The organism is Aliiroseovarius sp. B-4 (assembly GCF_056857795.1).
The window spans coordinates 13,829-33,481 of record NZ_JBSXNV010000034.1 but is presented as its reverse complement, the minus strand read 5'-3'; the positions used below and the strand labels follow the sequence as shown (position 1 = coordinate 33,481).

The 19,653-nt window shown below is 59.4% G+C and carries 21 protein-coding genes; 7 read left to right on the top strand and 14 right to left on the bottom strand.

Going from position 1 to position 19,653, the window contains the following annotated elements:
• Nucleotides 1-145 precede the first annotated feature (145 nt).
• The 5 genes from doeB to cysS form a co-directional block, all read right to left on the bottom strand.
• Nucleotides 146-1,138 (bottom strand): N(2)-acetyl-L-2,4-diaminobutanoate deacetylase DoeB, encoded by a 993-nt coding sequence (doeB, locus tag AC13C8_RS07530; protein WP_482846925.1) that lies wholly within the window; start codon nt 1,136-1,138, stop codon nt 146-148.
• Nucleotides 1,139-1,141: 3 nt separating this feature from the next.
• Nucleotides 1,142-2,329, bottom strand: a complete 1,188-nt coding sequence (doeA, locus tag AC13C8_RS07525) for an ectoine hydrolase DoeA (RefSeq protein WP_482846968.1) — start codon at nt 2,327-2,329, stop codon at nt 1,142-1,144.
• Between the two features lie 123 nt (nt 2,330-2,452).
• The gene (locus AC13C8_RS07520; RefSeq protein ID WP_482846924.1) at nt 2,453-3,250 is read right to left on the bottom strand and encodes a squalene/phytoene synthase family protein; all 798 of its coding nucleotides are present in this window, start codon (nt 3,248-3,250) and stop codon (nt 2,453-2,455) included.
• On the bottom strand, nt 3,247-4,866 hold the full coding sequence (gene cimA, locus AC13C8_RS07515; protein ID WP_091430279.1) for a citramalate synthase: 1,620 nt from the start codon (nt 4,864-4,866) through the stop codon (nt 3,247-3,249). Before cimA ends, AC13C8_RS07520 begins: the two co-directional genes overlap by 4 nt.
• A 118-nt stretch (nt 4,867-4,984) precedes the next feature.
• On the bottom strand, nt 4,985-6,448 hold the full coding sequence (gene cysS / locus AC13C8_RS07510; protein ID WP_482846923.1) for a cysteine--tRNA ligase: 1,464 nt from the start codon (nt 6,446-6,448) through the stop codon (nt 4,985-4,987).
• Between the two features lie 192 nt (nt 6,449-6,640).
• Here cysS and AC13C8_RS07505 point away from each other — a divergent pair, with 192 nt between their 5' ends.
• Nucleotides 6,641-6,994, top strand: a complete 354-nt coding sequence (locus AC13C8_RS07505) for an MmcQ/YjbR family DNA-binding protein (protein ID WP_482846922.1) — start codon at nt 6,641-6,643, stop codon at nt 6,992-6,994.
• Here AC13C8_RS07505 and AC13C8_RS07500 read toward each other — a convergent pair.
• From AC13C8_RS07500 to purC, 7 genes are all read right to left on the bottom strand, one after another.
• A complete protein-coding gene (locus AC13C8_RS07500; RefSeq protein ID WP_482846921.1) occupies nt 6,991-7,989 on the bottom strand; it encodes a TDT family transporter in 999 nt (332 codons plus the stop codon). The genes AC13C8_RS07505 and AC13C8_RS07500 overlap by 4 nt on opposite strands.
• A 137-nt stretch (nt 7,990-8,126) precedes the next feature.
• Nucleotides 8,127-8,906 (bottom strand): HpcH/HpaI aldolase family protein, encoded by a 780-nt coding sequence (locus tag AC13C8_RS07495; RefSeq protein WP_482846920.1) that lies wholly within the window; start codon nt 8,904-8,906, stop codon nt 8,127-8,129.
• Between the two features lie 109 nt (nt 8,907-9,015).
• A complete protein-coding gene (locus AC13C8_RS07490) occupies nt 9,016-10,350 on the bottom strand; it encodes a sigma-54-dependent transcriptional regulator (RefSeq protein WP_091432299.1) in 1,335 nt (444 codons plus the stop codon).
• Between the two features lie 35 nt (nt 10,351-10,385).
• Nucleotides 10,386-12,155, bottom strand: coding sequence for a sensor histidine kinase (locus AC13C8_RS07485; RefSeq protein ID WP_091430284.1), 1,770 nt, complete (start codon nt 12,153-12,155; stop codon nt 10,386-10,388).
• Between the two features lie 35 nt (nt 12,156-12,190).
• Nucleotides 12,191-12,859, bottom strand: coding sequence for a phosphoribosylformylglycinamidine synthase subunit PurQ (gene purQ / locus AC13C8_RS07480; protein ID WP_091430287.1), 669 nt, complete (start codon nt 12,857-12,859; stop codon nt 12,191-12,193).
• Entirely contained in the window at nt 12,859-13,089 is a 231-nt protein-coding gene (gene purS, locus AC13C8_RS07475) for a phosphoribosylformylglycinamidine synthase subunit PurS (protein WP_091430289.1), read from the bottom strand. Before purS ends, purQ begins: the two co-directional genes overlap by 1 nt.
• A gap of 12 nt (nt 13,090-13,101) precedes the next feature.
• Nucleotides 13,102-13,866: a phosphoribosylaminoimidazolesuccinocarboxamide synthase gene (gene purC / locus AC13C8_RS07470; protein WP_091430291.1), complete on the bottom strand. Its 765-nt coding sequence runs from the start codon at nt 13,864-13,866 to the stop codon at nt 13,102-13,104.
• 241 nt (nt 13,867-14,107) lie between these two features.
• Here purC and AC13C8_RS07465 point away from each other — a divergent pair, with 241 nt between their 5' ends.
• On the top strand, nt 14,108-14,419 hold the full coding sequence (locus AC13C8_RS07465; RefSeq protein WP_091430293.1) for a DUF1476 domain-containing protein: 312 nt from the start codon (nt 14,108-14,110) through the stop codon (nt 14,417-14,419).
• Nucleotides 14,420-14,635: 216 nt separating this feature from the next.
• Entirely contained in the window at nt 14,636-15,655 is a 1,020-nt protein-coding gene (gene bmt, locus AC13C8_RS07460; RefSeq protein ID WP_091430295.1) for a betaine--homocysteine S-methyltransferase, read from the top strand.
• A gap of 76 nt (nt 15,656-15,731) precedes the next feature.
• Here bmt and AC13C8_RS07455 read toward each other — a convergent pair whose 3' ends face one another.
• Nucleotides 15,732-16,817 carry a PA0069 family radical SAM protein gene (locus AC13C8_RS07455; protein WP_482846919.1) on the bottom strand — a complete coding sequence of 362 codons (1,086 nt, stop codon included), beginning with the start codon at nt 16,815-16,817 and terminating at the stop codon, nt 15,732-15,734.
• A gap of 180 nt (nt 16,818-16,997) precedes the next feature.
• Here AC13C8_RS07455 and AC13C8_RS07450 point away from each other — a divergent pair, with 180 nt between their 5' ends.
• The 3 genes from AC13C8_RS07450 (at nt 16,998) to AC13C8_RS07440 (ending at nt 18,605) form a co-directional block, all read left to right on the top strand.
• Nucleotides 16,998-17,702, top strand: coding sequence for a corrinoid protein (locus AC13C8_RS07450; RefSeq protein WP_091430300.1), 705 nt, complete (start codon nt 16,998-17,000; stop codon nt 17,700-17,702).
• An 82-nt stretch (nt 17,703-17,784) separates the two neighbouring features.
• Nucleotides 17,785-17,970 (top strand): hypothetical protein, encoded by a 186-nt coding sequence (locus AC13C8_RS07445; RefSeq protein WP_091430302.1) that lies wholly within the window; start codon nt 17,785-17,787, stop codon nt 17,968-17,970.
• The gene (locus tag AC13C8_RS07440; RefSeq protein WP_482846918.1) at nt 17,967-18,605 is read left to right on the top strand and encodes a DUF1638 domain-containing protein; all 639 of its coding nucleotides are present in this window, start codon (nt 17,967-17,969) and stop codon (nt 18,603-18,605) included. Before AC13C8_RS07445 ends, AC13C8_RS07440 begins: the two co-directional genes overlap by 4 nt.
• Here the strand turns inward: AC13C8_RS07440 and AC13C8_RS07435 are convergent, their stop codons facing one another.
• A complete protein-coding gene (locus tag AC13C8_RS07435) occupies nt 18,606-19,016 on the bottom strand; it encodes a SufE family protein (RefSeq protein ID WP_482846917.1) in 411 nt (136 codons plus the stop codon).
• Nucleotides 19,017-19,155: 139 nt separating this feature from the next.
• On the opposite strand from AC13C8_RS07435, the gene AC13C8_RS07430 reads away from it, so the two are divergent.
• Nucleotides 19,156-19,635 carry a hypothetical protein gene (locus tag AC13C8_RS07430; RefSeq protein ID WP_091430307.1) on the top strand — a complete coding sequence of 160 codons (480 nt, stop codon included), beginning with the start codon at nt 19,156-19,158 and terminating at the stop codon, nt 19,633-19,635.
• The last annotated feature ends 18 nt before the right edge of the window (nt 19,636-19,653 follow it).

Here is a 19,653-nt window from a genome sequence, read left to right as displayed (position 1 = left end):
AGGAGCTTTGGCGCATGGACCCTTGGCGTCTTGCGGCGTTGGGTCGGGCGGGTCAGCTCCGCTCAGCCCCAGCAGCAGCGCGCAATGCCTTTATTGCTTGGGTCAGAGTCGGAATACCGCAAGAGCGGTGCGAAATCCAGTGCTCTCAACGGTCGGCCACACCGATCACAGCAACGCAATCCCCGGACTTGACCAGACCCGGATGATGGCGGCTGATCAATATGCCGTCACGGCGGGCGTGGTAGTCAACCGGCAACTGGCCGGTGCGGTCCAGCGGCCAGCGGCGGGCCACGACATCGCCCTTTCGAACCGGATCGCCCAGGTCGATCATCGCTTCGTAAAGTCCATCGCCTTCACTGAACAGGAAGCAATTATCATCTGGCATCGTCAGGGTCACGGTGTCGTCAATCTGCATCTCGCCTTGCAGAATGCCGCAATGGATCAACACGTTACGCACGCCCTTTTTGGCAATGGCATTGGAGCGCGCGGTGGAGGTGCCCCCGCCGCCCAGTTCCGTCGTGACCAGAACCTTGCCCATATCCTCGACCGCGGTGTCATACATGCCGACATTGTCAATTTCGAGCAATTGAACCGAATATGGCGCGTTGAACGCCTGCATGGCACGCACGCAGTCGGCCTCAAGCACCTTGTCGTCCAGAATATGCACCGCAGCGAAGGGCAGGAAATCCAGCGTCTTGCCGCCGGAGTGGAAATCAACCGCGATATCGGCCATCGGCAGCAGAACGCGCTGGAAATAATCGGCAATCTTCTCGGTGGGCGTGCCGTCCGGGCGGCCGGGGAAAGACCGGTTCATGTTGCCCTTGTCGATGGGCGACGTGCGGGTGCCGGCGCGAAAGGCAGGATAATTGAAGGCAGGCACGATGATCACCCGCCCCGTGATTTCTTCAGCTTTCAGGGTCACGGTCAGTTCTTGCAAAGCAATCGGCCCTTCATATTCGTCGCCATGATTGGCCCCGGTCAAAAGCGCCGTGGGACCGGGGCCGTTCTGAATGACCGTGATCGGGATCATGATCGACCCCCAGGCGCTGTCATCGCGGCTGTAAGGCAGTCTGAGAAATCCGTGATGTTCGCCGTCCTGATCCAGCGGAATGGTGGGCGTGATCGGGTTCTTGATCATGGCCTAATCCTTCACAAACATCTTGCGCGGCACATTGGACAGGCATTCAGGTCCGTCCATACCAATGCGTATGCTTTCGGTGATTTCGAACCCCCAATCCTCCATCCACAGTCCGGTCATGAAGTGGAACGTCATGTTTTCCTCAAGCACCGTCTTGTCGCCGGGGCGCAGCGACATGGTGCGTTCGCCCCAGTCGGGCGGATAGGACAGACCGATGGGATAGCCGGTGCGGTTGTCCTTTTCGATCCCGTATGTCTTCAGCACATCAAAGAAAGCCAGCGCGATATCTTCGCAGGTATTGCCGGCGCGCGCCTTCTCCAAACCGGCCTCCATCCCCTCAAGCACTGCCTTCTCGGCGTCAAGAAATATCTGCGTGGGTTTGCCCAGAAACACGGTGCGCGACAGCGGGCAGTGATAGCGGTGGACGACGCCTGCGATCTCGAAAAACGTGCCTTCGCCGGATTTCATCGGCTGGTCATCCCATGTCAGATGCGGGGCGGCAGCATCCGCGCCGGACGGCAGCAGAGGCACGATGGCCGGATAATCGCCCCCATACCCCAGCGTATCGTCATGGCGCAGCCCGGCGTCATAGATCTCGGCCACCAGATCGCATTTGCGCAGACCGGGTTCGACCTTGTCGAATATCCGCTGGTGCATCTTTCCAACGATCTGCCCGGCCTGGCGCATAAAGGTGATCTCGGCCTCGGACTTCACCGCGCGTTGCCAGTTCACCAAGGCTGTCGCGTCGGTGAATTGCACGTTGGGCAGGTGCATTTGCAGTGACGCAAAGGCGGCGGCGGTGAACCAGTAATTGTCCATCTCGACCCCGAAGCGGCCGTGGCCAAGCCCGCGATCCGCCAGTTGGGCGGAAAGGTAGTCCATCGGATGACGCTCGGTAGATTGCACGTAATGATCGGGGTATCCGATGATATTGTCCGGCGACATATGGCAGGTGCGCAGCGCGCCTGCTGCGTCCTGACCACGTCCGAACCAGATCGGCGCGCCGTCCATCGTGACAATCACGCATTGGTGGACATAGAACGACCAGCCATCATAACCCGTCAGCCAGTTCATATTCGACGGATCGGTGACGATCAACAGATCAAGCTCACGTCGCGCCATCTCGCGTCGCGTCTTTGCCAGCCGGTCCTGATATTCGTCCCGCGTGAAAAAGAGTTTCGGTGCCACCATCCCGTTCATCCCCGGCAATTGCTTCAAGGCAGTCCTGCCTACCTGACGCAAGGATGTGATTCTTGGCAAGCGTTGTGATGAAGGATCTGTGCCGCAGGTGCCCGAGGTCGCGCTGGTGACGGGCTACCACCGCCCAGACAGGCTGCACCACAGCAAAGCGCCGCGGCGGGAAAATTCGGACTGGCCCAACGCATCATCTGCAACCGCAGTTGGGCGTTTCATGGCCAAGCGCAAGATCGGCTTGGCGCGCCACGCGCTGCGCAAAGCGGCGTTGCCGCCCTTGCCCAGCACGGTATGCGCGTGTTCAAGCGCTTGAAGCCCGGTCTCGGACAATTCGCGGATCGTGTCCACGTCAGGCAGGACATGCCCCCGGCCCGCCGCCTTCAGCGCCGGTTGAGACATCAGCCAATTGGCAATGCCCAATGCCTCGCCCAACCCCTCCAATGCATGATCCTTTGCGTGATTGCCTTCGAAATCGGTCAACCCTGTGGCTTGTCCTGCCGCCAGCATCAACGCCCCCGAGGTGCTGCGCGAATAAGCGCGGATCTGGTCGGTGTGGCGACGCGGCTCGCCCTGCGCATCGCCTTCGCGCGCCTCAAGCATCGTCAGCAAAGGCGCTGCGCGCACATCGCCCCAAATGACCAGCTGCGACAGCGGCGTTGCAACATCGTGTTTCGGTGCCTCGCGCCCCTCAACCGCCGCTTCGATCACGTCGCGCCAGAATTGCAGACGGATCATCGCGACCATCGGCTCCTGCGACATGTAAGGCGCGCGCGCGATCTCCAGATTGAACGCATAGAGTGGAAACAGGCGTTTGCGTTCCTTTACATCGCCCGTCATTGTGGCCATGAACCGGTCGGGGTCGCCCTTCTGCACCATTTCGGCGCAGGCGGCGATGGGATCGTGCGGGGCATCGGTCATGCAGGCTTGGCCCCGTCACGCAAGAGCTTCCAGGTGATGGCATCCAACAGCGCCTGGAACGACGCATCGACGATGTTGGGGCTGACCCCCACGGTCGACCAGCGGTGGCCGTCACGGTCTTCGCTGTCTATGATCACGCGTGTCTGCGCCTCGGTCCCGCCCTGAGTGATACGGACCTTGAAGTCCACAAGATGCAGGTCGTCGATGATGTCCTGATAGGGGCCAAGATCCTTCGCCAGCGCCTTTGCCAGCGCGTTCACCGGGCCGCGATCGGTGCCGGACGCGTCCATGCTTTCCGACACGGACAGCTTCTTTTCATCGCCGATTTTTACCACCACGATAGCCTCAGAAAGGCTGACCGTCTGGTTGCGTTTGTTCTTGCGCCGCTCGATCGTGACCTTGTAGCGCTTCACTTCGAAAAATCTCGGCAACTGTCCCAGCACGTCGCGCGCGACCAGTTCGAACGAGGCTTGTGCACTGTCATAGGCATAACCCTGATCTTCACGTTCCTTCACCCGGTTCAGGATGTCGCCCAAGCGCGGGTCGTCCGGCGCGACGTCAATCCCGGCATCGGCCAGCCGCGCGCGCAGGTTCGATTGGCCCGCTTGGTTGGACATCGGCACGATACGAGCGTTGCCGACGGTTTCTGGCGGGATGTGTTCATAGGTCGTCGGGTCTTTCAGAATGGCTGACGCGTGCAACCCCGCCTTATGTGCAAAGGCGGACGAGCCGACAAAGGGCGACGCTTTATTCGGCACGCGGTTCAGGATGTCATCCAGCTTGCGAGATATGCGGGTCAGGCCTTGAAGGGCATCCCGTTTGACGCCGGTTTCAAACTGGCTGGCATAGGGTTCTTTCAGCAAGAGCACCGGGATCAGCGTCGTCAGATTGGCGTTGCCGCAACGCTCGCCCAGCCCGTTCAGCGTGCCTTGAACCTGCCGTGCGCCCGCGTCGATGGCGGCCAGAGAGCATGCCACCGCGTTGCCGGTGTCGTCATGGGTGTGGATGCCCAGATGATCGCCGGGAAGACCTGCCGCGATCACCGCTTTGGTGATCTGGTGCACTTCGTGCGGCAGCGTGCCGCCATTGGTGTCACACAGCACGATCCAGCGCGCGCCTGCGTCAAAAGCGGCTTTCAGGCACTTCAACGCATAGTCGGGGTTGGCCTTGTAGCCGTCAAAGAAATGTTCCGCATCGTAAAGCGCCTCGCGCCCCTGCGCGACCAGATGAGCGACCGAAGCGCGGATGTTTTCCACGTTCTCGTCCAGTTCGATCCCCAACGCGGTGGTGACGTGGAAATCATGGCTTTTGCCCACCAGACAGACCGCAGGCGTGCCCGCGTTCATCACGCCCGCCAGCACCTCGTCATTCTCGGCCGAGCGCCCTGCCCGTTTGGTCATCCCAAACGCGGTGAAGGTCGCACGGGTCTTGGGGGCGGCGGCGAAAAAGTCACTGTCAGTCGGGTTCGCGCCGGGCCAGCCGCCTTCGATATAGTCGACGCCAAGGCTGTCCAACGCGGTTGCGATCTGCTGTTTCTCAGTAAGCGAGAACTGCACGCCTTGGGTTTGCTGGCCGTCACGAAGCGTGGTGTCGTAGAGGTAAAGGCGTTCGGTCATAGGCTTGCCCCCCCGGCCGTGGCGCTTGCGGCACGGCCAGCGCCCGTCCGCCCCCATGGGCGGGCGCTACACGCCCCCCCGCGGCCGGGTGCTGTCCCGTGTTGCGCATGAGCAAACATCACAGATCCTCCAGTTTGGAAGGGTCGAATGCATCGGTAACATCAAGCTTAACAGAAGCGTTAGACGTTCGAATCTCGACACCTGCGTTTCTAAGCACTTCTTGAATACGATCCACTTCCGAGAAGTCTTTTGACGCCTTAGCTGTTTCTCTCGCAGCCATAAGCAGTTCTTCATACGCCTCCAAGTTGACAGGGCTAGAAAGAGTTTTTTCGAGTGAGGTCCCAAAGCTATGGTCCCATCGCTGCTTCCAGTCGAATTCAAGGAAATTCATCGCGGAAGCCAAATCCATACGACTTTCATCAGATGCCTTTGCCGCCTTCGCGATCTTATGTATTTCGGCGACTGCTAGTGGAGTATTCAAGTCGTCGGCTAGGGCCGTGACTACTGCCGCTGGAACCGGCGTCGCTTCCACTTGCTCAATGACTTCCTGTGAATGGGTGAGAACCGAAGTCAATTCCTTCCATTTGGTAAGCGTCTTCTCCGCCTCCACCCGCTTCTTTTCCGTCCAATCCATCGGCTTGCGATAATGCGTGCCAAGGAACACGAACCGGATCACCTCGCCCGGCACGCCTTGCTCAAGCAAATCATGCACGGTGAAGAAGTTGCCCAGCGACTTGGACATCTTCTTGCCCTCGACCTGCAACATCTCGTTGTGCAGCCAGTAGTTCGCAAAACCTGCATTCGGGTGTGCGCATTTCGACTGGGCAATCTCGTTCTCATGGTGCGGGAACTGCAAATCGTTGCCGCCGCCGTGGATGTCGAAGGTCGCCCCCAACAATTCATAGCTCATGGCCGAGCATTCGATATGCCAACCCGGACGGCCCCGACCCCAGGGGCTGTCCCACCCCGGCAGATCATCGGTCGAGGGCTTCCACAGCACGAAATCCATCGGGTTGCGCTTATAGGGTGCAACCTCGACCCGAGCACCGGCGATCATGTCATCGACGGACCGGCCAGACAGACGACCATAGTTCTTGTAGCTCTCGACCGCGAACAGCACATGCCCTTCGGCCTCATAAGCGTGGCCCTTGGCGATCAGATCCTCGATCATGGCGATCATCGGCCCGATGAACTCGGTCGCGCGAGGCATTTCGTCCGGGTCCAGCGCGCCCAACGCCCGCATATCGTTCAGATACCAGCCGATGGTCTCATCCGACCGCTCGTGCACCAGCTCTTCCAAGCTGCCTTCGGCACCCGCTTCCTTGCGGGCCAGTGCGGTTGCGTTGATCTTGTCATCCACGTCGGTGAAGTTGCGCACATAGGTCACGTGATCCGGCCCATAGACATGGCGCAGCAGGCGATAGAGCACATCAAACACCACCACGGGGCGCGCATTGCCCAGATGGGCGCGGTCATAGACGGTCGGCCCGCAGACATACATGCGGACATCATCGCGGTTGATCGGCTCGAAGGGCCGCTTCTTCCGTTGCATTGTATCGTGGAGTTGAATTTTAACTTCCATTATGTCCTCGTGCGTCCGCGCAAGCGTCATCCCGCGGCGGGCTTAGCAACTTCCTGACATGTATGGAATAGAAGAACGGCCCGCCTGTGTGTCTCAGCAGGGAATGCAGCAGATAATGTTGATGCTTTTCCGTTTCATGCGACACACGCTAACACCCTTCCCCGCGCCTGCCAAGCGGGTTATCGTGATCCCATGCCACGTGACGCTGTGAACAACATCTGCAAGACCCTGCCGGGCGCGGACTGGTCCGAACCGTTCGGACCCGGCCATGACGTGTGGAAAGTGGGCGGCAAGATCTTCGCGGCCATGGGGGCTGTGACCGAAGGTGTGTCGGTCAAGACCCCTGATATTGAGACCGCCGCGATGCTGATCGAGGCCGGAGTGGGCATCAAAGCCCCTTATTTCCATCGGTCTTGGGTGCTGTTGCCATTGGATGTGGGGCAGGACGAGCTGACCCACCGCATTCACCGATCCTATGCGCTGATCCGGGCGAGCCTGACCAAGAAAACCCAGGCCGCTCTCGCGCCGTTTGATCCTGACACCTAGGCCGTTGCGGCGTTGGTTTTCGCTGCCAACACGCCTTGGGTCCACATCTGAATGATCTTATAAATGATCGGCAATATGATGAGTGTGGCGGCGACCAGACTTGCACCCGCAACAATCCGCAAGATGTCGCTGCTTGTGACCACGGCACCCAGTTGCATGAGGCTGGAAAATGCTGCCAGAGGGAAGGTGAACGCGCCCCAAAGCGGGCTGAACCCGGCCTTCAACAGCCAACGCGCACACCCGATCAACCCGCTCAGGATGATTATGGACATAACGCTGAACACCAAGGCCATCTGCGTCTCTCCCAACAGATAAGCGCCGGTGCCCAACACGCTTGCCGGGACCAGGTGGATGGCCAACAGCGGACGCAGCGGGCCGGGGATGCGAGTGCGCAGAAACTGGGCGGCACTGGCACCCCAGACAATCGCGGCGACAAAGAACCCGCCCCAGAACGCAATGGTGGCAAACCCGGTCCAGCCAAGCGGCACGGCGGCCAGCGGGATCAGCACGAAACCGGCAAAGATCAGGTGCCAGACGGGCGTTACAATCCGTGTCTCGACCGGTCCGGTGATCAGCATGTAAATGACCCGGCCGGCAAGCACTACATGCGCCGCAAAGGTCAAAAGAAGCATCGCCCCCGCCAAAACCAGCGAGAACGGTTCAATGGTGGCAGCAAGCAGATAACCGGTCAACACCATGGCCGCCAGCCCCGCACGGCCCGGCAACACACGCAGATCCTCGGAAAATATGCCGGTGCGCTGCATGAATTTCATGGCATAAGCCGCTAGGCTGAAAAGATAAAGCAAGGTCATGGCACCCAGCATAATCTCTCCGATCGCGGCGGGAGCAGCCAGTATATCGGCGGCACGCCGCCACGCCAAACCAAGCCCGAATGCCCCCATGATCGGAGTGAACACCGCAGGCGGCATCCGTTGAAACATCCGGGTCTTCGGCGGCAGGGGTGGAGGTGGCGGAAAATACGGGGCTTTGGCCATCGGGGAATCCTTGAAGCGCAATCCTTGAACACAACTTGGCCCATTTAACCCGAGTGGCCACACAACGAAAGCCCTGCTGTCTTGTCGGATTGCCGCATGTCGCGACGTTGGTCGCGATCCGCCCAGAACTTTCGGGATCAGGCGGTGGTTGCCGCGCGCGCGGTCCGCAGGTTTTCAGCCAGTGCAAGACGCAGAAGCGAGGCTTCCGACCCTACCCCAAGAAATGTCACACCAAGATCAGCGTAATAGCCGAAACTGGCGTGGTCATAATGCAGAATACCCGCCGCTTTACCGGCCGCTTGGATGCGCTCCACCGTATGTGCAATCGCCTCTTTCACGTCCGTGTGGCCGGGATTGCCGCGATGGCCCATGTCAGCCGACAGATCAGCCGGTCCGACAAAGACGCAGTCAACCCCGACCGTGCCTGCGATTTCATCTATGTTTTCAACGGCAAGCCGGGTCTCGGCCTGCACGATCAGACACACTTCGTCATTCGCGTTCGTCAAGTATTCGTCGATCTGCCCAAAGCGCGCGGCACGTGCGACCCCCGACCCCATGCCGCGTCGCCCCTCTGGCGCATAGCGTGTGGCTGCCACCAGACTTGCCGCTTGCTCGCCGGTGTCGACCAACGGCACCAGAAGGCTTTGTGCGCCCAGATCCATCGCCTGCTTGATCACCCAGTCTTCCCCGATCGGCACCCTCACGATAGGCGAGATGTCGAACTGCCCAAGCACTCGCAATTGTGTTTGAATAAGAGTGGGATCATAAGGCGCATGTTCACCGTCGATCAGCGCCCAATCATAACCGGTGCCGCCAACAAGCTCTGTCGCAGACGGACTGCCGAGGTTCAGCCAAAGACCAACCTGCATGTTGCCCGCGCCAAGCGCGCGTTTCAGCTTGTTTTCAGGCGCCTTCATCGTGACCTCCAATTGCTTAACATGTAAACAACCAGAGATTAGTCGACCGGTTGACACCAATCAAGCAATAGGATGCGCACGGTGGTGCCAATCCCACTGCGTCCACCATTTAATTAAGATAGTCAGATCGTTGCAGCCCGTATTTTGCCATCTTCTCGTTCAGGGTCCGGCGGGGCAGGCACAGCTCGTCCATCACCCCGACGATCGAGCCTTTATGGCGGCGCATCGTGTTGTCGATCAGCATCCGCTCAAACGCTTCAACGTATTCTTTCAACGGCTTGCCCTCGGTCGTCATGACCGGCTGCACCTCGTCATGGTCCGACATCAGAAGCGACGAGATCGTGCCAGTGCCGCGCCGCGACTGCAACACGGCCCGTTCGGCGATGTTGATCAACTGACGGATATTGCCGGGCCATGGCGCTTGCAGAAGCTGGGCGGCTTCCTGGGCGCTGACCGTCGGGGCAGCGCATCCGTATTCGTCGGCGAACTGGTCCGCAAAGCCGGTGAAAAGCATCAGGATATCTTCGCCCCGTTGCCGCAGGGGCGGCAGGGTGATCTTCATCGCCGCCAGACGATAGAACAGATCCGGGCGCAGGCAATCCTCGCAGGTCTTACCCTGTTCTTGCAGGTTGCAGATCGCGACAACACGCGTTTCAGCGGGCGTCCCCTGATCGTTCATCCATGTTAAAAGGCGGGCCTGTAGACCCATCGGCAATGCCTCGATGTCTTCGAGAACGAGAGTGCCACCGCGCGCTTCCTCGACCAAGGGCTGCGGGCCGCCGTCTTCCATCGGGCCGAACAGGCGACGGGTCAGATCGTCTTCTTCCTGCCCTGCGCAAGTGGCAACGACAAATTTCTTGCCGGCCTTCGCGCCGACAGCGTGCAGCGCATGGGCCACCAATGTCTTGCCGGTGCCGGTTTCGCCTTCGATCAGCACATGACCGTCCGACTGCCCGATATCCAGAATATCCTCGCGCAGACGCGACATGACCGGCGATGCGCCGATCAGCTTTTTCATGATGGTCGAACCATCGGACAATTCCCGGCGCAGCGCGCGGGCATCCATGGCCAACCGGCGCTTATGCGTGGCCTTCTTGGCCAGGTTGGTCAGTTGATCCGGGTTGAATGGTTTTTCAAGGAAATCGAAGGCCCCCACCCGCATCGCTTCGACCGCCATCGGCACATCACCATGACCGGTGATCATGATCACGGGCAACGAGCTGTCGAGGCTCATCAGTTTTTTCAGGAACCCCATGCCGTCAATGCCGGGCATCTTGATGTCCGAAATGATGACCCCGGGATAATCTTGCCCGATCACCTTCAAGGCGTCCTCGGCAGACGGAAAGGTCTCCGTCTCGAAACCGGACAGGGACAACCATTGGGAGATGGATTGTCTCATGTCCTGTTCGTCGTCGACGATCGCGATTTTCATTGCCTGCGCCATGGCAGCCTCCTGATACATTCTCGGCACTGTCGCCCCTATTCGGCGGCTTCAACGTCCATTTCTTCGTCATCCAGAACCGGCAGTTCAACCTCGAAAACGGCGCCGCCATCCTGGCCGTTGCGTGCCGTCAGACGACCGCCCAGATCGGTCACGATGCCGGACGAAATCGCCAGTCCAAGCCCGACGCCGTCGCCCGGCGCCTTGGTGGTATAGAAAGGCTCGAACAGGTTATCCAGGTCTTCCACTCCGTTTCCGTTATCGCGCACCGTGATCAACACATAATCGCCCCGGCTGACGATGATATCAACCTGCGGCAAATCAACGGTTTTTGTTGCGTCCAGCGCATTGCGCAGCAAATTGATCAACACTTGCTCCAGACGCAAGCGATCTCCCATTACCATAACAGGTTCGCGCGGAATATTGCGCGTGATGCGCACTTCGCGGCTTTTTAGCTGTGGCTCCATCATCGACAGGGCTGTCGAGACACTGTCGCGCACGTCCATCGGCTCGAACGCGTCGCCGCCCTTGCGGGCATAGCTTTTCAGCTGCCGCGTGATGGCGCCCATCCGCTCGATCAGGTCATCAATACGCTGGAAACTGGACAAGGCTTCATCAGGGCGTTTGCGTTGCAGCAAAAGTTTCGCCCCGGCCAGATAGGTCTTCATGGCTGCCAGTGGCTGGTTCAACTCGTGGCTGACGGCCGCTGACATCTCGCCCAAAGCGGCCAGCTTCGAGCTTTGTGCCAGCGTCTGTTCGGCCACTTGCAGGTTTTCCTCGGCGCGTTTGCGTTCGGCGATCTCGCGTTGCAAGGCAAGGTTCAACTGCCGCAAATCCGCCGATTCCTGCGCAAACAGCACCGAACGGAACTGTGCACGGCGGCTGATCAGGTAAAACAACAGCGACAGAAGCATCGCAAAGGCCATGATTTCAAGCGCCAGAACTGCGTTCACCTTCTCGCGCACCGACGCGTAGGACGTGAAAGAAGCGATCCGCCATCCCTGAAAGGGCACCCGGCTCTCATGGCGCATCACCTCTTCGCCCAGAAACAGGACGTCCGATGGTAGACCCGACCAGTCCGCCGCGTCGCGCACGCTGCGCCGGATCGCGTCGGTGGCGGATACGGTGGCCAGCGCTTCGCCTTCCGGTTTGCCGCGCCAGCGGGGTTCCGTGGCCAGGATCACGTTGCCTTCGCTGTCGGTGACAAGCACCGCATCCGAGATGCCCGACCAGCTGCTTTCGAACTTGCGCAGGTCCACATTCACGACAATCACCCCGATCACGCCATCGCTGTCTTCGATCTTGCGGGAATAGGAAAACTCATACGACCCGGCCTCGGTCTGCACCGTTGTAAAGACAGTTTCCGAGCTTCTGAGTGCCTCAACAAAATAGGGGTTTGTGCGGTGTTGCGACCCCAGTGCTTCGCGTGTGGTGGCGGCAACGGCGCGCCCGCCACCGTCCAACAGCATCAGCGACGCGGCCTCGATTTCGTCGCGATAGGAAATCAGTCGGGCGGTGCTTTGCGAATAATCGGCGGAATTCAAAGCATTGATCAGCGCCGGATCACGCGACAGCAACAGAGGCACGACCGAGTTGCGCTGCAATTCGCTGAGCAGGTTGCCCGAATACAGCGCCACCCGAAGCTCAGCCCGGTTTCGCGTCGTTTCCGTGTAACGCTCGGTCAGCAGACGGTTTGAAAAGAAGACCACAAAAACAGCAAGCGAAATCAACGCAACAAGCACAAGGCGCGCGCGAAGACTGACCCCCGGACGCGGGGGCGGGACTGGACGTTTCTTAAGGTCGACCATGGGTCAAAGATAGGTCCGCAAGACCGGCTTCGCAATCACGCAGCGACGACGCTGTCCACCAACGAGCGGAACATCGCCACGCCATCGGTGCCGCCGTGTTTTTCGTCCACGCAGCGTTCCGGGTGCGGCATCATGCCAAGCACGCGACGGTTCTTGGACATCACCCCGGCTATATCCCCGGTCGAACCGTTGGGGTTGTCGACATAGGTAAACGCAATCCGGTCTTCATCCCGCAACTGTGCCAGCTTTTCATCCGTGACGTTGTAATTGCCATCATGGTGGGCGATCGGAACGGTGATTTCCTGCCCTTTTTCATAGCCCGACAGGAAGTCGCAATTCGTGGTTTCCACTTTCAAACCAATGGGTTTGCAGATGAATTTGAGGTTTCCATTGCGCATCAGTGCACCGGGCAGAATACCAGTTTCGGTCAGCACCTGAAAGCCGTTGCAAATGCCGACGGCATAGCCGCCACGCTCGGTATGTTTGATCAGAGACCGCGTGATGGGTGATTGCGCCGCAATCGCACCGCAACGCAGGTAATCTCCGAAGGAAAACCCACCGGGAATGCCCACTATATCCAGATCACCCGGCAGGTCCGTTTCCTTGTGCCAGATCATCGACACCTTTGCGCCCGCCCGCTCAAACGCCACCGCCAGATCGCGGTCGCAGTTGGAACCCGGAAAAACGATGACGCCCGCCTTCATCACAGCACCTTGATGGCGTAATTTTCGATGACTGTGTTGGCCAGCAGTTTTTCGCACATCTTCCTGACATCCTCTTCCGAGGCGCCATCGGCCAGGTCCAACTCGATCACCTTGCCCTGGCGCACGCTTTCCACGCCCGAAAAGCCCAGATTGCCAAGCGCGTGGCGCACGGCCTCGCCCTGCGGGTCCAGAACGCCGGTTTTCAGCATCACATCAACACGTACTTTCATCGGGGCTAATCCTCAGTTGATCAGGGTCGGTTTGGTGGGGGTGTGGGTCACGTTGGACGGCATGACTCCCAGGCGACGCGCCACTTCGGTATAGGCGTCAGCCAGGTTGCCAAGGTCGCGCCGGAACACGTCCTTGTCCAGCTTCTGACCGGTTTCCATGTCCCAAAGGCGGCAGCTGTCGGGGCTGATTTCATCGGCCACGATCAAACGTGGAAAATCACCCTCGTAAACGCGGCCCATCTCGATCTTGAAATCGACCAGTTTGATGCCGACGCCATACATGACGCCCGACAGATAATCATTCACGCGCAGCGCCATCGAGACGATCTCGTCCATCTCCTGCTGGCTGGCCCAACCAAACGCGGCGATGTATTCCTCGGGGACCAGCGGATCACCCAAGCTGTCATCTTTATAGGAGAACTCGACGATCGGTCGGGGCAGCGGTGTGCCCTCTTCCAGCCCCAGACGTTTGGCCATGGACCCTGCGGCGACGTTGCGCACGATGATCTCAAGCGGCACGATTTCGACGGCGCGCACAAGCTGTTCGCGCATGTTCAGCCGTTTGATGAAGTGATTGGGAATGCCAAGCTGCGTCAGCCCGGTCATGAAGAACTCGGACAGGCGGTTGTTCAGGACACCCTTGCCGTCGATCACGTCTTTCTTTTCGGCATTGAACGCGGTCGCATCGTCTTTGAAATATTGCACGATTGTGCCCGGCTCGGTGCCCTCATACAGGATCTTTGCCTTGCCTTCATAGAGTTTCTTGCGCCGTGCCATAAGACCTCCGTCGGTCAGTGCGGGATGCAGCCATTGGCGGACCCCCTGCCCGCGCGACTCCCGCTGATGCCCGCCCTATACGTGAAAGCCCGACGCTGGGCAAGAATATCGCCGATATGGTACAATTTCCCGGATTTGAGAGCGCTAGCGGGGTTGCGATAACAGCTTCTCGTTGGCATATCAGTATCGACAAGCGCCATTCGGCCTGCCGAGGGCACAGGACCATGAACAAGGGAACGCCATGACCACCTTTGATGACCGCGAGAACGCCTTCGAAGCCAAATTTGCCCATGATGAAGAGATGATTTTCAAGGCAGAAGCGCGGGCGAACAAAAAGCTGGGCCTGTGGGCCGCCGAGAAAATGGGCAAAACCGGCGATGAAGCCGACGCCTATGCCCGCGAAGTGATCAAGTCAGATTTCGAAGAAGCCGGCCACGAAGATGTGGTGCGCAAGGTCACGGGTGATCTGAGCACGGTCAGCGCCGATGAAGTCCGCGCCAAACGGGCCGAGCTTCTGGCCATCGCCAAAGCCGAGTTGGTCACTGAGGTCTGATCGCCGCTTTCAGACGACAAAAGACCCAAGATTACAGGCGCAGCTTTTCCGGCTGCGCTTTTTTTCACGATGACGGGGTGCGGATCAAAGGATTGCCATCGACCCACTGCGGAAACGACGCAAGATTGATGCCTTTCGCCACGCATTGGGTTTGCGCCTGAACGCAATCCGTGGCAGGTAGCGGCAATACTATTTTTTCTATCTCCGGAGCCCCCGATGACGGACCTGCTGACCCAACTGATGACGGAACGCGATTGGCTGATGGCCGATGGCGCGACCGGAACCACTCTGTTCAACATGGGCCTGACCTCCGGCGATGCGCCCGAGTTGTGGAATGTCGACAAACCCGACAATATTCGCGCGCTTTATAAAGGCGCAGTGGATGCGGGGTCGGACATTTTCCTGACCAACTCGTTTGGTGGCAATGCCTCACGGCTGAAACTGCATGATGCCCAAAGCCGGGTGCGCGAACTGAACCGCGCCGCCGCCGAACTTGGCCGCGAGGTCGCCGACGCCTCGGGCCGCAAGGTGGTCGTGGCCGGGTCCGTTGGCCCGACCGGTGATATCATGGAGCCGATGGGCAGCCTGACCTTCGACAGCGCGGTCGAGATGTTTCATGAACAGGCCGAAGGCCTGAAAGAAGGCGGCGCGGATGTGCTTTGGGTCGAAACCATTTCAGCGCCCGAGGAATACAAGGCGGCCGCCCGTGCCGCCGAACTGGCCGACATGCCATGGTGCGGCACGATGAGCTTCGACACCGCTGGGCGCACCATGATGGGCATCACGTCGGCTGATCTGGCGAAAATGGTGGAAACACTCGGCAAGCCGCCGCTGGCTTTTGGGGCGAACTGCGGTGTCGGCGCGGCAGACTTGCTGCGCACCGTTTTGGGCTTTGCCGCGCAAGGCAGCGAACGACCGATCATCGCCAAGGGCAATGCGGGCATCCCGAAATATGTGGACGGCCATATTCACTATGATGGCACCCCGGAATTGATGGCGGATTATGCAGTCCTTGCCCGCGATTGTGGCGCCACGATCATTGGCGGATGCTGTGGCACAACGCCCGATCACCTGCGCGCCATGCGCGACGCGTTGGAGACCCGCCCGCGAAGCGACAGCCGCCCGACGCTGGAACAGATCGCAGCCGCGCTTGGCGGGTTCTCGTCTGCCTCTGATGGCACTGGCGACGACGCGGGACCAAAACGCGACCGCCGGTCTCGTCGCCGCCGCAGTTAAGCATATCTGGCTAGATCGTCCCGAAAACGAGGGTGCAACCGCCCTCGTTTTCTGTTGGCCATCTGGGTGCATCCTGTCAGAACAGAGACAGTTGATCCCCGGCTTTCGGCGGCACCGAAAACAGATCGCAGCGCAGCTTTTGCAAGTCTTTGGACAGATCAAGCCGCCTGCGTGCAATGTCGAACCGACAGCGCAACAGATCAGAAAATGTGCCCTTCCCAACCATCCGAGAACCAAATTCCGAATCATAGTCATCACCGCCGCGCATCTCGCGCATCCGGCCCATCACGCGGGCGGCGCGGTCTGGCACCTGCTCAGTCAGCCAATCCTGAAACAGTTCTGACACCTCACCGGGCAGACGCAGCAGAATATAGCTTGCCGCCCCTGCACCCGCGTCCTTTGCCGCGCTCAGAATCGCTTCAAGTTCGTGGTCTGTCAGGCCGGGCACAACCGGCGCGACCATGACGCGCACAGGAATCCCGGCGGCAGACAAGCGTTCGATCATCTGCAACCGTCTTTTCGGGCTGGGCACCCGTGGTTCCATCTTGCGCGACAGCGCCGCATCCATCGTGGTGACGGAAACGCCCACATGGGTCAGCCCGGCCTGCGCCAGTTCTGCCAGCAAATCAATGTCGCGTTCGATCAGGGTGCCCTTGGTGACGATTGTAACCGGATGGCGAAACCGCGACAGAACCTCCAACACCCCGCGCATGATGCGATACCGCGCCTCAATCGGTTGATAGGGATCGGTATTGGTCCCAATCGCGATCGGGGCCACGTCATAACGCCGGCGTGACAATTCCTGCTCCAGCTGTCTTGGCGCATTTGGGCGGGCGATCAGGCGTGTTTCAAAATCCAGCCCGGCGGAATACCCCAGATAGGCGTGGGTTGGCCGGGCGAAGCAATAGATGCACCCATGTTCGCAGCCGCGATACGGGTTGATCGACCGGTCAAAGCTGATATCGGGCGATGTGTTGCGGGTGATCACACTGCGCGGGTTTTCGATGGCCACATGGGTCTGGATCGTGCGCGGCACCTCTTGCTGCCACCCGTCATCCACGCCCACGCGCTGATACGGCTCGAACCTGCCGGTGTCGTTGCTGACCGCGCCCCGCCCGCGCCGTGCCTCGGCCGTGATTTTGTTATCGCCGTCTGAAACCATGCCCCATCATAAGAACATATCGGGAACATATGAAGCAGATTCACCATTTCGTCGCGGATTATTCATTTGCCATCAGGTCGGTCAAAGGGCACTCAGTGTCGCAATCGGTCCAGACCAAACGTGCGAAATCGTCGCATGTGGGATTTGAAGACCACGAGTTTTAGCTAGGGAACGGCAGACATGTCCGACCAAGAAGACGATATCATCCTGAGCGAGTTGAACGACGAAGAGCTTGTCCAGCAGATGCATGACGACCTGTATGACGGTCTTGCGGAAGAAATCACCGAAGGCGTCAACATCCTGCTCGAGCGCGGTTGGGAACCCTACAAGGTTCTGACCGAAGCATTGGTGGCAGGCATGACCATTGTCGGGCATGACTTCCGCGATGGCATCCTGTTTGTGCCCGAAGTGCTTCTGGCCGCCAACGCGATGAAGGCTGGCATGGCCATTCTGAAACCTCTTTTGATCGCCACCGGCGCGCCGCGCATGGGCAAGATGGTCATCGGCACCGTGAAGGGCGACATCCACGACATCGGCAAGAACCTTGTGTCGATGATGATGGAAGGCGCTGGCTTCGAGGTTGTCGATCTGGGCATCAACAATGCGGTCGAAAGCTATCTTGAGGCGCTGGAAGCCGAACAGGCAGACATCCTTGGCATGTCGGCCCTGCTGACCACCACGATGCCTTATATGAAGGTCGTGATCGACACGATGATCGAAAAAGGCATTCGCGACGACTATACCATTCTGGTCGGTGGTGCGCCCCTGAACGAGGAATTCGGCAAGGCGATTGGTGCGGACAGCTATTGCCGTGATGCCGCAGTCGCGGTCGAGACGGCCAAAGACTATATGCTGCGCAAACATAACCAGCTTGCTGCGGGCTGACCTTGTCCGATAAATTCTAACAAGGCCCTGCCCCAACGGCGGGGCCTTTTCATTTGCCACACCAGCCCCCAGATATGAGAGCATGAGTAAAACACGGTTCTTTTTCCTGATCGCCTTGGTGATCCTGTCTGGCGGGTTGACGATCTTGGTCGGCAGCCTGGCGGTGACATCCGGCAAACTGGATGGGCAGGTGGCCATGGCAGTGTTGCCGCTGGTCATGCTGGCCTCGATCGGGATCCGTGCCTTGTCGGGACGGAACGGGTCATGAAGCCAAGCGACGAAGAACTCACCCGCAACGGGTTGGCGCCCACGGATGCCTCGGCCAAGGTCCTGATCCTGGCCTGCGGTGCGCTGGCGAACGAAATTCTGGCCCTGATCCGCCTGAACGGCTGGGATCATATGAGCCTGACCTGCCTGCCCGCGATCCTGCACAACACGCCGGACAAGATCCCCGGCGCTGTGCGCGCCGCGATCGAAAAACACGGCGCTGATTTCGACCAGATCTTTCTGGCCTATGCCGATTGCGGCACCGGCGGCGAATTGGCCACCCTGTGTGACGAAATGGGGATCGAGATGATCCGGGGGCCGCATTGCTATAGCTTCTTTGAAGGCAATGATGCTTTTGCGGCCCGCGCCGAGGATGAAATCGACGTGTTTTACCTGACCGATTTTCTGGCGCGCGGGTTTGAGAGTTTCGTGATCAAACCGCTGGGTCTGGACCGCCACCCGGAACTGCGGGACATGTATTTTGGGCATTACACGCGGCTGATTTATCTGGCGCAAACCGACAATCCCGATCTTGACCGTATGGCCGAAGCGGCAGCGGAACGGATTGGCTTGAAATATGAACGAAAGTTCACCGGATTTGGCGATCTGGCCGCGGCCCTGAAGCCCCTGGCGTGATCAGACCGCGTCGGCGGCTTGCATCCGAATACGCTCGACCATCGCGCGCAGACCGTTTGAACGCTGCGATGACAGGTGTTCGTTCAGGCCCAACCGCGCAAGTTCGGCAGGCGCGTCGACCTTGCCGACCTCGGTCACGGGCAAACCATTGTAAAGCGATGCCAGAACCGCGATCAGGCCCTTTACGATCATCGCATCGCTGTCGCCGTGGAAACGGTAAATGCCGCCATCAATTTCAGGATGCAACCAGACCTGACTGGCGCAACCTTCGACCTTGGTGGACGGTGCTTTCAGCGCGTCCTCCATCGGCGGCAGTGCTTTTCCCATGTCGATGACCATCGCATAGCGGTCTTCCCACTCGTCCAGAAACGCAAAATCCTCGACAATTTCTTCAAAGGCGGGGCTGGCCATAGAGTTGGTCCTTCTTCTTCGTTCTCCATCAGTTAGGGCGATCTGCGTCAAAGGTCCAGACCCCCACAGCGTTCGCAGTGTTCTCTTTTCAAAACCCTGCACATGGGCTAACCCTTTGGACAGAAGAAGAGGAGCGACCATGACCCTGCGCCGTTTTGCCCTGCCCGCCGTGACGACCAGCCTTGTTCTGGGGCTGACCGCCTGTGGCAGCACATCGAACCTGAACCCTGTCAACTGGTTCCGGTCGGATGGCGTCAAGGCTGTGGCCGTCATCCCGGAAGGCGGGTTCCTTGAGGATCAGGAGTATCGCGGCTTGGTGACTGACGTGGTGGAACTGCAAGTGCTGCGCAGCACCGGCGGCGCCATCATTCAGGCCAAAGGTCTGCCCCCCCGACTTGGCTACTGGGATGCAGAATTGGTGCCGGAGAATTTCGAGCGTCCGGTCGATGGCGTCCTGACCTATATGTTCCGCATCAGCGAGCCGCCATATCGCACGAATACCGGACGCCCCAAACAGCGCGAAGTGCTGGTCGGACAGTTTGTGTCCAACACCAAGCTGCAAGGGGTCCGCATGATCCGTGTGGTCGGTGAACGCAACAGCCGGTCTTCCAGCCGCTAGGCCTGTCCGGTCAGCCTG